This window comes from Acinetobacter sp. WCHAc060006 (assembly GCF_004209135.1).
Classification (GTDB): domain Bacteria; phylum Pseudomonadota; class Gammaproteobacteria; order Pseudomonadales; family Moraxellaceae; genus Acinetobacter; species Acinetobacter cumulans.
Genome location: NZ_SGSS01000044.1, coordinates 1 through 14,226, shown reverse-complemented (window position 1 = coordinate 14,226; position 14,226 = coordinate 1). Strand labels below are relative to the sequence as shown.

Genomic DNA, 14,226 nt, shown 5'->3' with positions numbered 1-14,226 from the left:
GCATGTTTTTAAAATTATTTATTTGAGTGATTAGTATTTAAACTTGTAAATACATAAGCAATTGATATGTATGGTTTATTTATTTTAAATTATTTTGCATTACTACTTTCTACGTCTAAGTATGCCAGTATCATTAGGGTTAATTCCTTCTTAAGCTGTTGTTCTGTAATAAGAAAATTATTATTACTCACATAGCGCATAATAGTAAAAAGCGTACTATTAATAATCACAAAGGATTTATTTTTTAAAATTTCAAAATTCCAATGTGAATAATAGCGATTAAACAGGTACATCCCCACTTCAAAGAAATGCTTTTCCAGCACAGCTGAAGCCTCGGATTGACTGTAGTGATGCCACTGTTTAAGGACTTCAATTAAAAAGCCTTGATCGGCTTTTAACGTGTCAAAACCAAATTGAATACAAATTGGGATGATTTCATAAATACTTTGTGCTTCTGTTTCAACCACCAGTTGTTTGAAGGCTAAACCTAGATTTTCTGACTTTTGTAAAAGTAGGGCTTCTACAATTTGCTCTTTATTTTCGAAATACTGATAGATCGATCCAACTGCCACCCCTGAGCGTTCTGCAATTTTAGGTGTTGTCAGCTGCAGTATTCCGTGTGTTGCAATACATTGCTGCGCAGCAAGTAAAATGTGATCGACGATGATTTTGGCACGTTGTTGTTGTGGTTTTTTTCTCATTATTTCACCCATGATACGCAAAATTAAAATGCGAATTGAATGCGAATAAATATTCATATTAGAGTTTGATTAAACAACAACACAGGTCAATAAACAATGACCAGATCAAATCCCAAACGCCTGCATTCCTTCCAACACATGCAACAAAGCAATCTTTTGAGTATGGTGCTTAGTCATTTTTCCACAAAGCCACTTGCACCATCTTATGCCGAATATCTCATGCTCAATAAAGCATTAGTTTCTGGCGATACACAAATGGATGCTGTCGTGGCTTGGGTCATGCAAAACCCAAAACATAACCGCAAGCGCTTTGAGCAAGCGTTATATCAAGGGCTAAGCGCATTAAGCTCTCCTGAACCTGAACTGGTCTGTTTTTTTGAATATATTGAAAATAGGCCACTTTGGGTGGATGAGCAACGCTTAAACCACGCTGTGGAATTTACCCATCGTCTTGGGATTAATAACGGCTTTGTATTACGTGATTTATCCCTCATGGCGGGCTATTTATATCCTGGCTTTAACCAACCGCTCATGTTCACTGGCACTTTAAATAAACAAGCAGGCACACGTTTGGCTGAAACCACTAAATGGTGGATGGACATTACAGAAGCCACAGGCTTAATGCGCTTTCATGCTGGCTTTACTTCAACCCTTTACGTGCGCTTTATTCATAGCCTTGTACGCTTTCATTTAAAACAGAAAAAGGAATGGGATAGTGAAACCTGGGGATTGCCGATTAATCAATTTGATTTGGCCATGACCAATTTGGCTTTTAGCAGTGTAGTTTTAATTGGTATTCGCGCTTTAGGAATTTTCCCAAGCCAGCAAGAGATTGAAAATTTCCTACACTTTTGGCGTTATATCGGCTGGTTAATGGGCGTTGAAGAACAGTGGCTGGTGGAGAGTGAGCCTGAGGGATGGCGGTTTTTATATTGGATGCAATTTGCACATCCAAAATCAGATCAAAGTAGCCATGCCCTCGGCTCAAGTCTATCCAACGAGCCTTTTGAACGTCAGTACCGTTATTTACGGCCTTTTCAGCAAAAGTTAGCATATAGACAGCACCTTGAGCTGACTCAATATTTTATTGGTAAAAAACGCATGCAGCGCTTGGGATTAAAACCGCAATCCGCATCATGGTTTGCTTATTATTTAATTGCGCGCAATCTGACACTTTATAGTGGCGCGCGTTATATTCCTGCATTGGAGCATTTTTTACAGCGCAAAGGCCGGAATATACAAAAACTAGGTTTGGCTTTATATCAAAGCAAAGCCAAACAATTGGCCAGCATGCACACTTAAAAGACATCGATCTGTGAGGCCGACCGCCTCACCTTTTATTCCAAATTATTCCAAACGGTTTTTATGAATGTTCATAACCACATCACTGAATTCACCCAAAACATAATTGACCCACAATTTGCTGTACCAGTTAAATTCCGTAGATACGCGATAATCGATGGTCAGCACCAGTTTAGTGGTTTGCGCATCAATTTTTTCTAACTGATAGTCTGTTTTAAGCAAATCAAAATATTGACCGCCCACTTCTACATGATCATCCATAGAGCCTTTGGGAAATGAGTGCGGTGTGAAGTGATAATCCCAGCTCAGCAGATACGGCGCATGCATCGCTTGTACGCGCTCCTCAAACTTCACCCCGCGCTCCCATTGAATGGTTCGAACCATACCTTCTGCACGCTGTTCAGTCATGCCAAAGATTGGTTTTGGAAAACCCATTTTGAAAATGAAACTGTTGGGCACTTCATTGGCCTGAATGGGCCCGATCTGATTAATGGCTTTAAATACTTGCTCTTGCGGTGCATGAATAATCATTTCACGCTGGGTTTGCCCATAATAATCTTTAGAAAAATCTGGCAAAAACAAACACAGTAATAAGGGCAAGATAGACAATGAATAGATTTTATTTGTCGGCTGCCAAAAATAAACACAGATCAGCTGCATGACCCCGCTGCCTGCAAAAAGCGCAGCAAAAGCCAATGGCCCCAGCATCACCAAACAAATTACGCCTTCACGCAAGACTAAAATACTGACCACCAAAATAAGCAAACAACCAACTACAGCCTCCTTACTGGCACGCCAAAAAGACAAATTAGGCTCACCCACTGAAGCCAAATACTCAAAAAGCATACCGATAAAAAATGGAATCAAAATGACCACCGAGGCATTCATTAAGCTTCGAATTACACCCCGTTCTGGCAGACTGCTAAAGCCGTACTGCATAAAGACAACCGTCAATAGCAGAATCATCAGAGCACAGGCAAATGGTAAAAATTTCCCGACAAAATTTTGATTTTCGCTATAAATACGGAATCTTTTTTCAGCAATTTCAGCTTCTTGAAACGCGATAAAATAGCGGGTTGTATTACGGCGATGACGGTAAAAATCAAAATGATAAATTCCTTCGGTCTTTAACCATGCCCTGACTTCTGCTTTAAATGTCTCATCCAACTCTTCAGCTTCAAATGCGCTGTATTTCTGTTTTTCTAAATCTTCGAGTGTTTTTTGTTTAAATTCTTCTGTCAGCATGCATTGATCCAATAATATGAGTGATCTATCTGTATTTATTTAGTTTTCAGCCTCAGCATATTGTATTAAAAACGTGCAACATAAAAAAAGCCACTGTTCGAAAACAATGGCTTTTTTTGAAAGAATTAAAGCTTAAAATTTCATGCTAACACGCGCCCAATAATTCCGGCCTGTATTGTTAAACTGTTCTTCTTCAGCAAAACCAAAGCCTGCACTGCCCGATTTATTCAAGTGCTCTTTATAGGTTTTATCCAACACGTTATCGACACCCAAAGACAAATCGACACCCTCTTTCACATGGTAGGTGCCATTTAAAGCCAATGTGCCAAAGCCTGCACTTTGATGCATGTCGTAGCCCACAATATTACCTTGATCTTGGCTAATACGGTTCTGACTATTCACTACACGCCATAATGCACCAAGAGTATATTTTTCTTGTACATAACGTAGATTCACGCGTGCTTCCAATGGTGCAATCTGTGGCAATGGTTTTCCATCCGTGGTGTTTTTACCCCATGCATACATCGCGCTGATATCTGCCTGAATCGCATCGGTAAATTGGTAGCCAATCCCTGCTTCTGCGCCTGCAATGGTTGCATCGACATTTTTAGCACCCGCAGTTTTACTTGCTGTACCGTGATTCATGCCTGGCATTGAAGATGAATGATCATGATAGCTCATTAAAATATAATCATTAATCAGGCCTGCATAAGCAGAAACCCAAGAACTGAATGCACCATGCGCATGCTGATAGCCCGCATCCAATTGCAAAGTCTTTTCAGTCTTCACGCCATTAAAGGTATTTGCTGTACCTGCATTGCCATGTTTCGGGCTAAAAAGCTCCCAATAATCAGGCATACGTTCAACATAGCCTAAACCAATATAGGTTTTACCATCATCATGATCTGGGTGTTTGTTTTCAAAACGGATAAATGCGCTTGGCAAGGTGTCAGAGAGTTCTGTATTCAGTCCAGCGTTGGCAGAAGCTGCACGCTCGTCTGTGACTTTTACCTGATCTAAACGTAGTCCTGATACCAGTTTATTGTTTTCACTCAGTGGATAACTGATCTCACCAAATCCACCATAAGACTGAAATTTCATATCTTCAGTTACTGGCATATTCATGCTGTTAGAGACCATACCGCCTGCATGTTTATTTTGCTGCATATCAAAACCAGAAATGAACTGCAACTTATCCCATTCATGCGTAACAGCCATACGTGCATTTAAAGTACGGCGTGTCACTTGCATTGAAGATGGATTCGGCACCATGACATGGGTCGTCATATCATGTTCCATAGGCGGTGTACGTAAACTAAAGTTGTCCATGATGTGGTCATTAAAACTATAGTTCACTTGTGCTTCAATTTTTTTGATCACATCTGTGACATTTTTCTTTTCTACACGTAAGCCTAGACTTTCGCGGGCAAACTGAGATCCATCCATTGAGCGACCTGCATAGACCGCTTCACCGTCAGCCTTACCTCCAGTCAATTCCACCCAAGTATTCTCATCAGGCGTCCAGCCCAACGCCAAATCAGCATTCCAACGCTCCCAATCTGAAGGGACTTTCGCACCATTGCCATCTTTATAGCTATCAGACACGGAACGATTGGCATTTAAGCGCACATATTTTTTTTCGTCCCCAATTGCTGCTTCAACATTATGATCTAAGCGCCCAAAAGACCCCATCAGCACACTGGCTTGACCGCGGTAATTTTTTTCAGCATCAAGCTGCTCTGGGCGACGCTCGAAAATAACCGTAGCAGCTGAACCTGTATTGGCATACTGCACAGTTTGCGGGCCTTTAATCACTGAAATACGATCATAACTTTCTGGTGAAATATAAGACGTCGGCGCATCCATTCGATATGGGCACGCGCCTAAGTTTTCCGTGCCATCAGTTAAAATTTTAATCCGTGAACCAAACATGCCACGGAACGTGACATCACTATTGGTACCGCCATTTTTAACTGCGCTAAATCCAACAATACTCTGTAAATAGTCTGCACCATCTGAAGCTGGAATTGGTTGAATCGGCTGTTTAGGATCTGCACGGACGATCAAACCATTGGCATCATTACCACCAGCAGCAGTCACTACAATAGGCGCTAAACTTTGCACTGCCGTTTGTGGTGGCATCGCATCTTCGGTCACATTTGCCCAAGTCATAGTTGAACATGCAACAGCAATCGCAGCGGCTAAAGGCTGTAAATAAAATTGAGGCTGAGCCATTTTAAAATCTCACTTAAAACATAAATACAACAGGTCTGGAGCCAGTCAAGACCCTTAAATTTCAAAACGTTGATTTATGCAAAAAGTGGCGGGGCTCGCCCCTGAGGGAGTAAAAATAGGCGCTGTAGCGCAAACCAGACATGACTAAAACTGCGCACAAAGGCAACTAAACGTACCTGAACACGATCTAAGACTTCTTGAATGTCTAGATCAGGCGGTAACACCAAGTTGCCATAGACCGTGCAGTACTGACACTGATGGCCAGCATCATGATCATGTGCATGGCTCATTGCATTTTGCACAGACTGCTCATGCATTGCATGATGTGCACCATGTGCTAAATGAGATGATTCAGGAGTGGAATGAGACAAAAGTGCACGCGTGATGGTTTCACAGACCGGCGCAATTTGATATTGCTGCGGAAGCAAAGGCTGTAAGAATACAGCAATCTGTAAAAAAACGGCTACAAAGGAAAGTAGCAACCCACTACGCAAAAACAATGGCAAACCCTAAAATTTGTCGTTGCTGAGTATAACAAAACCCAATCGAAATTGGGCTATGTTCATCACGCTTAAACCGCAAAAGCCAATTAGCGCTTTACGGGCTGTTTTTCGCGATTGCGTTGGCGTATTAACTTTTCCACTTTTTCACGTGCCCGTTGACGCTTTAATGGCGACAAATGGTCGACAAATAGCTTGCCATTTAAGTGATCCATTTCATGCTGAATACAAACAGCGAGAAGTCCATCAGCTTCTATTTCAAATGCTTGACCTTCAAGGTTAATTGCATCAATTTTTACACGTGACGGACGCTCAACTTTATCGTATATTTGAGGCACTGACAGACAGCCTTCTTCATAAGGCTGCGTTTCTTCAGTTAATGGTGTGATTTTGGGGTTAATGAACACCATAGGTTGATCTTTATGTTCAGATAGATCCATGACGATCAATTGAATATGCTGATCGACTTGTGTCGCAGCTAAACCGATGCCTGGCGCTTCATACATGGTTTCAAACATATCTGCAGCGAGCTGACGAATAGTATCAGTCACCTCTTCTACAGGTTTTGCAATGGTACGAAGACGGGGATCCGGGAAACTTAAAATAGGTAATAAGGCCATACTGCGTCCTCAATTATGCCACTGATCAAAAAACCAAATGAAGGAATGCTTCATCAAAAAAATGTGTGTAAGATCGTTATTATAACGCAACTACATACATAATTTTAGGAATTATGATAATGAAAAAGGTTTTGAAAGGCATGCCACTTTTTAGTGCCTTGGGGTTTAAAAAACAAATGCTTGCTCTCGCAATCTGCGCGGGTGTAGGTTTAGGTGCAATCAGTACTGTTGAGGCTGCACCTGCTCGCAATGTCAATCCACCCTCTCTTAAAGCCAGCGCTCCACATGTTTATGTGGTGAAAAAAGGCGATACGCTATGGGATATTTCAAAAAAATTCTTAAAAAACCCAGTACGTTGGCCTGAAATCTGGGCAAGCAACAAGCATGTTAAAAATCCACACTGGATTTTCCCAGGCGACCGCCTACTGATGTGTACCTATAATGGTAAACCGATTATTGGTAAAGATGAAGGTGATGGCTGTGAAGGCATTATTCGTCGTTATACTGGTGGTACAAAACTACAGCCTCAGGTTCGGGTTGAATCTTTAAGTAATGCTATTCCTGTCATTCCATTGGAACATATTAAGCAATGGTTAGAACGCAGTAGCATCATTAACCCTGAATCACTTGAACAAACTCCATATATTGTCGGTGCTGCCGATCACCGTGTGCTTGCAGCTGCTGGTCAAACGGTTTATGCCCGAGGGCATGGCTTAGAAGTAGGTCAACGCTATGCGATATACCGTGAAGGTCAACCATACGTCTTAACCGACAACCAAGGTAAAAAATACACAGCTGGCCTAGAAATCAACCAAGTTGCTTCAGGTATTGCTGTTCGTGGTGAAAATGACATTACCACACTAGAACTGACCGATACCTATACAGGAGAAGTTCGACGTGGCGACCGTGTATTGCCAGAATATGACCCAATGCTTCCAACTGTTTTCTATCCAACACATGCAAATAATGTAACCTCAGGTGGTTCAATTGTTCGTGTGCTCGGTTCAATTGGTACTGCGGCGATTCATAGTGTTGTAACTATCGATCGTGGTTCTTCACAAGGGGTACAAGCTGGCTATGTATTCAGTGTAGAAGACAAAGGCGATATCGTAAATGATCCGAAAACACGTGAACGCATTCAACTGCCAGATCAACGTGTCGGACAAATCATGGTGTTCAAAACTTTTGACAACCTCAGCTATGCTTATGTATTAGAAAGCGAACTGCCAATTAAAGTGGGTGCAAGCATCCAACCACCTTTAATGGATGATTAATTCACACTAGGACACCGTATGCTGAATCCGCTATCACAAGCGCAGATTGACATTATTACCTTGTGGTATTTAGTTCAGCATTCATTGTCCAGTTTCTATAAAATTCACGAGAACTATCCCACACTCAAACACGCCTTCCAAGCTTCAGAAGTAACAGAGTGGCAACGCCTAGGCCTACATAAAAATCATATCCAACGGCTCAAAGAATTTCAGCTCACAGAAGGCCAGCAAAAGTTTCAACACTGCCTCACCCAAATTCAACAACATAGCGATTTTGTCGTTTGCATAGACGACCTGCATTATCCACAACAACTTTTACCTTATACCGATAAACCGCCAGTTCTTTTTGGTCAGGGTAATCCACAAGCCCTCCTACAACCCCAAGTTGCCATTGTCGGCAGCCGTAAACCCAGCCCGCATGGTCGACAAGTTGCCTATGATTTTGCCTTTTATTTAAGTGAACAAGGCTTCTTTATTAATAGTGGTTTAGCGCAAGGCATTGATGAAGCAGCACACCGCGGTGGATTACAACATCAACGTACTATCGCTGTGATGGGCACAGGCCTAGATCAAACCTACCCAACTTCACACCAAAGCCTAAAACAAGACATTATTCAGCACGGTGGTGCGGTGATTACAGAGTTCTTACCCCAAACACCTCCACTACAGCATCATTTTCCACGGCGAAACCGTATTGTCAGTGCACTCAGTTTAGGCGTAATTGTGGCAGAAGCTGCCCAACAAAGTGGGTCATTAATTACGGCAAAATTAGCTGCGGAGCAAGGCAAGTTGGTTTTTGCTATTCCAGGCCATATTTATAGTGAATTCCACCAAGGTTGCCATCAACTGATTCGGGAAGGTGCAATTTTAGTAGACCATCCACAGCAAGTGATTGAAGATTTAGCCCTTCCTACGCAGTGGCAACATCATCAATTGGTCGCACAACAACAGTCTCAAGCTCCGTCTATTCCTGAGCATTTACTCCCAATTTACAATCAACTAGATTGGGTCGGTCAAGACCTTGACCAACTAGCAATCATACTCAAACAAGATACCGCACAGCTCACAGCACAACTGATGGAACTCGAACTGCAAGGCTTCGCTTTACAGCAAGCGGGACGCTATCTACGTTGTCGTTCTGGCAAATAAGGTTCACAATAGCCTTTTGCATGTTAAAAAGGTGTTTATCAGATGATTACTACCTCTGTTGCCGAAGCAGCGTCATGTCTTAAACAAGGACTCGTTCTGGCATATCCTACAGAGGCTGTGTGGGGCCTAGGTTGCGACCCCTTTAATGAAGCAGCATTTCATGAAATTTTACGTTTAAAACAACGTCCAATTGAAAAAGGTGTCATTTTACTGGCATCAAATGTCAATCAAGTTGCGCATTTATTAGAGGCTCTCTCTCCTGAAATGCGCACACAAGTAATTGATTCATGGAGTAATCGCGCACCTACTGAGCGTGCTACCACGTGGTTACTCCCTGCGGGTGAACACATTCCACACTGGATTAAAGGCGACCATCCAAAGGTAGCAGTCCGTGTGACGACCCATCCACTGTGTGTTGCCCTTTGCAATGCATTTAATGGTTTTATTGTTTCAACCAGTGCTAACCCTGCGGGTTTAAGCCCTGCTCGTTCATTACAAGAAGCTACAGCATATTTCCAGCAATCACCCAATTATTTAAATGGTGATTTAGGCTTAAGTCGTGAACCAAGTAAAATTATTGATGCGCAAACAGGTGAAATCATCCGCGCATAATATTGAGTTCTCTTGTAAGGACTCAGTAAATTTCAGATAAAAAAAGCTCAGTCATATAGGGATGACTGAGCATAAAAAAGGATGTGTAAACCACATCCAGAGGGTTCGTAAATCTCTGGGAAAACCAATCAATTCAATGCTTGATGACTTTCTATGCAGGCATTATGTCGCAAACACACCAGCCAAACAAATAGGTTTTTTCTATTACAAAAAATATAAAAAGTATCATTAGTTAATAAAAAACATACCATTAGTAAAACTATCTCACTATTTTTGATTGTGTTTTAATTGAAATAATCATCAATTTAATCATTTTTTACACTTAATTTTACACATATAAGTGCATTATCCAATCAAAAAAAAGTCAGTTTATTTGTTCTTTTTTTAACCAACTAGTTCATTTGAGCAAACATAAAAATCCACTTAACTACGCCACAGCCGACTATTTTGCGCCAGTAATACCCCCAAAATGGTCAGAGCAGTACCGACTGTATGATATATCCCCCATTGCTCCCCCAACCAAAAATACGCAATCAACGCAGTAAAGACAGGCATGAAGTTCATAAAAATACTGGTGCTGTTTGGCCCTAAACGTTGTACCGCCATCATCCAAAGTAAGGTGGCAAAAATAGAAGGAAAAATACCTGCGTATAAAACTGAAGCAGTATTGTTTGCATTTAGCGCATCTAAGCCTTGCCAATACACAAAGGGCAGATGATAAATCAATGCAAAAAGAATTTGGATGTATAAACTCACCATTACTGGAAGTGAAATATGCCACTTTTTAAGAAATACCCCATAAAAAGCATATAAAAAGACAGCCAACACCATTAATAAATCACCAAAATATTGGCCAAAATCAATGAGGCGCGCAAACTCTCCCTGAGTGATCACCAACACCAACCCCATGAAGGAAATTCCACAGCCCAATACAGTTAAAGGGCTCGGATATTCTTTTAAAATAAAAATGGCAATCACAATGGTAAAAACAGGTGTAAATGCATTAATTAAGCCCATATTGGTGGCCGTTGTATAGTGCGCAGCGCTATACGCCAAGCCCTGATACAACACCATGCCAAATGCAGACAATAAAGCCAGCTTTGGCCAAAGTTGCAAAAGCTGTATGCGATGGCGCCAAACAGGCAAAATCATAAAGGGTGTTAACACAATAAACGCCAACAACCAACGATAAAAACTAATACTTAAGGGAGAAATAAAATCAACCACATAGCGAGTAACAACAATGTTGAGCGACCAAATCAACACTGCGATCAAAGGCAAAATAAATGCAAACCTTGGATTGCCTATTCGCATGATGCTATCTCTATTTTAATAAAGTCTATATTCTGTACGCTGTCTGTTTTAATTTAAATATCTTATTTCAGACATTGATATTGGTCTCCCGACATCGATTGAAGCCAGACATGCCAAATTTAGTAGATCCCCCCCAATGTATTGAACAAGCCATTGAAATTTTTACGGCTTGCTACAGCCCTAACGATCAGGTCTATTCGCATAGCTGTTTATGGGGAGATTTTAATTTTTGCTTAAATGGACTATTTGAATATGAAGTCGAAGGTCAACTCCATCTTGCACCACCGAGCTATGGTTTATGGATTCCCCCGTATACAGAACACAATTCACATGCGATAGATGAACAACCCATTCATTATGTTGCTATTCGACTGGCACCCGAACTCGGTCGCAATATTTCAGCCCATACTGAAATCTTAAGTGTAAGCCCGTTTTTTAGGGCCTTAGTGGAAGAAACTTTAAAGGCAAAAGATCATGCCAGCTTAAAGGTATATCGCCATTTGCTTTGGGTAATCTACGATCAACTCCAAATAGCACCCAAACATCAGCACTATTTACCACAAAGCCATCACCCTATTTTGCAACCGCTCTTACAACACCTGAGTGCACCTGAATATTTTCCACTGAGCTTACAACAATGCCTAACCACCACGCAGCTGAGTGAACGGCAATTACTGCGCCTCAGTCAAAATGAATTACACATGGGGCTAAGTGAATGGCGAAATCGTGCAAAACTGTTATATGCCATTCAGCAGCTTAAACATGGCGTATCCATTAAAGCTCTGAGTTTTGCTCTCGGTTATCAACATAGTTCCAGTTTTATCGAATTTTTTAAACGCTATACAGGTAAAACCCCAACACAATTAAGAGATTAAAAGGAAGTCGCAAGCTCATAGTTTGCTCTCTTAATAGGTCTTTTAAATTGAATCGTCTCATCTACTGCGGAATGCTGAGCTTATGCTTGATGCAGAAATTCTGAATTACTTATGCTGAATTGATACAAAGAAAACGACAAATACCAGCCAAAGTAAGCAATACAGCGCTTGCCCCGTAAACGTTTTACCGCTAAAACAGTGAAGATACATTTATAAGTAAATAGGAAATTTACATGGCTTCTGTATATGACATTTCAGTCAACCGTATTGATGGACAAGAAACCACATTAAATCAATATGCTGGCAAAGTTTTATTGTTAGTCAACGTCGCTTCAAAATGTGGTTTAACACCACAATATGAAAGCTTAGAAAAACTCTATTCTGCGAAAAAAGCTGAAGGTTTAGAAATTTTAGGCTTCCCTGCAAATAACTTCTTAGCGCAAGAACCGGGTACAGATGAGGAAATTCAGCAGTTCTGCTCACTCAATTATCAAGTAGATTTCCCATTATTTTCTAAAATTTCAGTGGCTGGTGCAGATAAACATCCACTTTACCAAACCCTCACCCAAGCCATTCCAACACGTATTGGTGAAGGGCCTTGGTGGAAAGATCTCGTGGATTATGGCCTTACACCAAATGAGCCACCTGAAGTTCTATGGAACTTTGAAAAATTCCTTGTGAATAAACAAGGTGAAGTTGTGGCGCGCTTTGCACCTGATATTACGGCTGATGACCCACGTATTGTGGATGCCATTAATGCTGAATTGGCAAAATAAGCTTATTGTAGCAACACCATTAACGCCTTATTCGAGTTATCAATTTAAGACTCTAATAAGGCTTTATTAAAAAACATAACCAAATAAATAAAAAATATTATCAAATGAAGATAAAACACATAGTTAATCCATTATTTTAATTGATCTACAACAATACATTCAATTTTTATCTGTTAATCAACTCTATGATGAAGCTATCCACAAATGCTTGTAGCAAATAACAGGTGAAAATATGAATACATTAATGAAAGCAATTGTACTGTCAATTTCAACAGCTTTAGTCGCTGCACCTGCAATGGCTGCACCTCAAAACAATCAGCCTCAAATTGAACATAATCAAAAGGCCCCTGCACAGCATCAAGTGCAAAAAAATAAAATGCCTGCTAAACCTCAAGCGCAGCAGCATAAAAAATCGGTTAAACCAGCTCATGACTGGCGTGCAGGACAAAAAGTACCAAGCCAATACCGTGGCAACAGTTACAAAGTCGATCACAGCAAATACAAAAAATTGAGTAAACCAGGTAAAAATCAACAATGGATTAAAGTAAATGGCGATTATGTGTTAACTAATATCATCAGCCACAGCATTATTAAAATTATTGCTGGCTAATTCATTCTAAGTCATATAAGAGCGCTTCGGCGCTCTTTTTTGTTTTATCTATTTCATTCATTTTTTTGTTATGACTTTGTGTCTCTCTATTTTGTTTACATATTTTGACTGCATATTAGAAATTAAATAAATAGATAGATTTAGCTGTAATGAAAAAGTTTCTACAGGGTGCTGTTCTCCCATTCACTATTTTTGCCACTGGTTTGGTTTTACTGGGCTGTGATCAATCAGGCCGAGATCCTTCCAGCAGTGAAAGTACATCTGAGCTTGCGCATACTGCGGATGAAATACAGCCGATGTCTGAGCAACAAGATGCGACGCGCTCAGATCTAAAGCAAGGCAATTTATTTTATATCATGCGTGATGTCACTGATTTACAGCTCAGCACCAATGACTACACCCAACAATTGCAGCAAACTCAAAGCGAGCTACAAAAAGCAGTAGATCAACAAGATCATGTTCAATTACAACACGCTGCCACACAGCTCCAACAACAATTAAAAGCCTTTGATCTAGCCCTCAATAAAGTCCAGCTCAAGTCACAAGAAATCACTGACATCCGCCAAAATATTTTGGACGCCAATCAACAGGTACTCAATTCACCTTTTCTGAATGGCCAAGTCGATTTAAGCCAAGTCGACTTTAAAAAAATTGAACAACAAATGGGGAATATTCAAGGCGAGATGCTGAAATTAGCCGCTATGCTGATTCAACAACCCAAAGATCAAAACCAAGATTCAGACAGCACCTCTTAATCTATCTAAAATGGCCTGAATTTATACAGTTCCGCTACAGATTTGTGCCACATTCACTCTTACATTAAAGAGATTAGCAATAATAATAGAGAGAATGTAGCCATGTCTGACGCGGTCATTTATGCCCTTAGCCCCATTACTTTTCGTCTAGATTTAAAAGACCCTTTTCTATTTACTGCACACCATATTGATCATTTCCCCAAGGCTAATGCCAACTTAGGCCCAGCTACAGCTGCGCAACATCAAGAATTCAATATG

The 14,226-nt window shown here is 40.7% G+C and carries 14 protein-coding genes; 8 read left to right on the top strand and 6 right to left on the bottom strand.

Features of this window, described 5'->3' with window-relative positions:
• Positions 1-89: 89 nt before the first annotated feature.
• A complete protein-coding gene (locus EXE29_RS16295) occupies positions 90-701 on the bottom strand; it encodes a TetR/AcrR family transcriptional regulator (protein WP_106985340.1) in 612 nt (203 codons plus the stop codon).
• Between the two features lie 96 nt (positions 702-797).
• Here EXE29_RS16295 and EXE29_RS16290 point away from each other — a divergent pair, with 96 nt between their 5' ends.
• A complete protein-coding gene (locus tag EXE29_RS16290) occupies positions 798-2,003 on the top strand; it encodes an oxygenase MpaB family protein (RefSeq protein ID WP_120365043.1) in 1,206 nt (401 codons plus the stop codon).
• Between the two features lie 45 nt (positions 2,004-2,048).
• On the opposite strand, the gene EXE29_RS16285 is transcribed toward EXE29_RS16290, so the two are convergent.
• The 4 genes from EXE29_RS16285 to def form a co-directional block, all read right to left on the bottom strand.
• Complete coding sequence (locus EXE29_RS16285; protein WP_120365044.1) at positions 2,049-3,248, bottom strand: hypothetical protein; 1,200 nt, start codon at positions 3,246-3,248, stop codon at positions 2,049-2,051.
• A gap of 132 nt (positions 3,249-3,380) precedes the next feature.
• Complete coding sequence (locus EXE29_RS16280; RefSeq protein WP_106985330.1) at positions 3,381-5,483, bottom strand: TonB-dependent copper receptor; 2,103 nt, start codon at positions 5,481-5,483, stop codon at positions 3,381-3,383.
• Positions 5,484-5,557: 74 nt separating this feature from the next.
• The gene (locus EXE29_RS16275) at positions 5,558-5,983 is read right to left on the bottom strand and encodes a DUF2946 family protein (RefSeq protein ID WP_106985329.1); all 426 of its coding nucleotides are present in this window, start codon (positions 5,981-5,983) and stop codon (positions 5,558-5,560) included.
• A gap of 89 nt (positions 5,984-6,072) precedes the next feature.
• On the bottom strand, positions 6,073-6,603 hold the full coding sequence (def, locus tag EXE29_RS16270) for a peptide deformylase (RefSeq protein ID WP_106985328.1): 531 nt from the start codon (positions 6,601-6,603) through the stop codon (positions 6,073-6,075).
• 119 nt (positions 6,604-6,722) lie between these two features.
• On the opposite strand from def, the gene EXE29_RS16265 reads away from it, so the two are divergent.
• The 3 genes from EXE29_RS16265 to tsaC are packed head-to-tail and all read left to right on the top strand — an operon-like array spanning position 6,723 to position 9,638.
• Positions 6,723-7,877, top strand: a complete 1,155-nt coding sequence (locus EXE29_RS16265; protein ID WP_106985327.1) for a LysM peptidoglycan-binding domain-containing protein — start codon at positions 6,723-6,725, stop codon at positions 7,875-7,877.
• An 18-nt stretch (positions 7,878-7,895) separates the two neighbouring features.
• A complete protein-coding gene (gene dprA / locus EXE29_RS16260) occupies positions 7,896-9,026 on the top strand; it encodes a DNA-processing protein DprA (RefSeq protein WP_106985326.1) in 1,131 nt (376 codons plus the stop codon).
• Positions 9,027-9,068: 42 nt separating this feature from the next.
• The gene (tsaC, locus tag EXE29_RS16255) at positions 9,069-9,638 is read left to right on the top strand and encodes an L-threonylcarbamoyladenylate synthase type 1 TsaC (protein WP_106985325.1); all 570 of its coding nucleotides are present in this window, start codon (positions 9,069-9,071) and stop codon (positions 9,636-9,638) included.
• A gap of 423 nt (positions 9,639-10,061) precedes the next feature.
• Here tsaC and EXE29_RS16250 read toward each other — a convergent pair whose 3' ends face one another.
• A complete protein-coding gene (locus tag EXE29_RS16250; protein ID WP_117007822.1) occupies positions 10,062-10,952 on the bottom strand; it encodes a DMT family transporter in 891 nt (296 codons plus the stop codon).
• A gap of 110 nt (positions 10,953-11,062) precedes the next feature.
• Here EXE29_RS16250 and EXE29_RS16245 point away from each other — a divergent pair, with 110 nt between their 5' ends.
• The 4 genes from EXE29_RS16245 (at position 11,063) to EXE29_RS16230 (ending at position 13,968) form a co-directional block, all read left to right on the top strand.
• On the top strand, positions 11,063-11,827 hold the full coding sequence (locus EXE29_RS16245; protein WP_106985323.1) for an AraC family transcriptional regulator: 765 nt from the start codon (positions 11,063-11,065) through the stop codon (positions 11,825-11,827).
• Between the two features lie 233 nt (positions 11,828-12,060).
• On the top strand, positions 12,061-12,603 hold the full coding sequence (locus EXE29_RS16240; protein WP_120365045.1) for a glutathione peroxidase: 543 nt from the start codon (positions 12,061-12,063) through the stop codon (positions 12,601-12,603).
• Between the two features lie 232 nt (positions 12,604-12,835).
• Positions 12,836-13,213: an RcnB family protein gene (locus EXE29_RS16235; RefSeq protein ID WP_106985321.1), complete on the top strand. Its 378-nt coding sequence runs from the start codon at positions 12,836-12,838 to the stop codon at positions 13,211-13,213.
• A 149-nt stretch (positions 13,214-13,362) separates the two neighbouring features.
• Positions 13,363-13,968 (top strand): PM1805 family lipoprotein, encoded by a 606-nt coding sequence (locus tag EXE29_RS16230; RefSeq protein ID WP_117007818.1) that lies wholly within the window; start codon positions 13,363-13,365, stop codon positions 13,966-13,968.
• Positions 13,969-14,226: the final 258 nt, after the last annotated feature.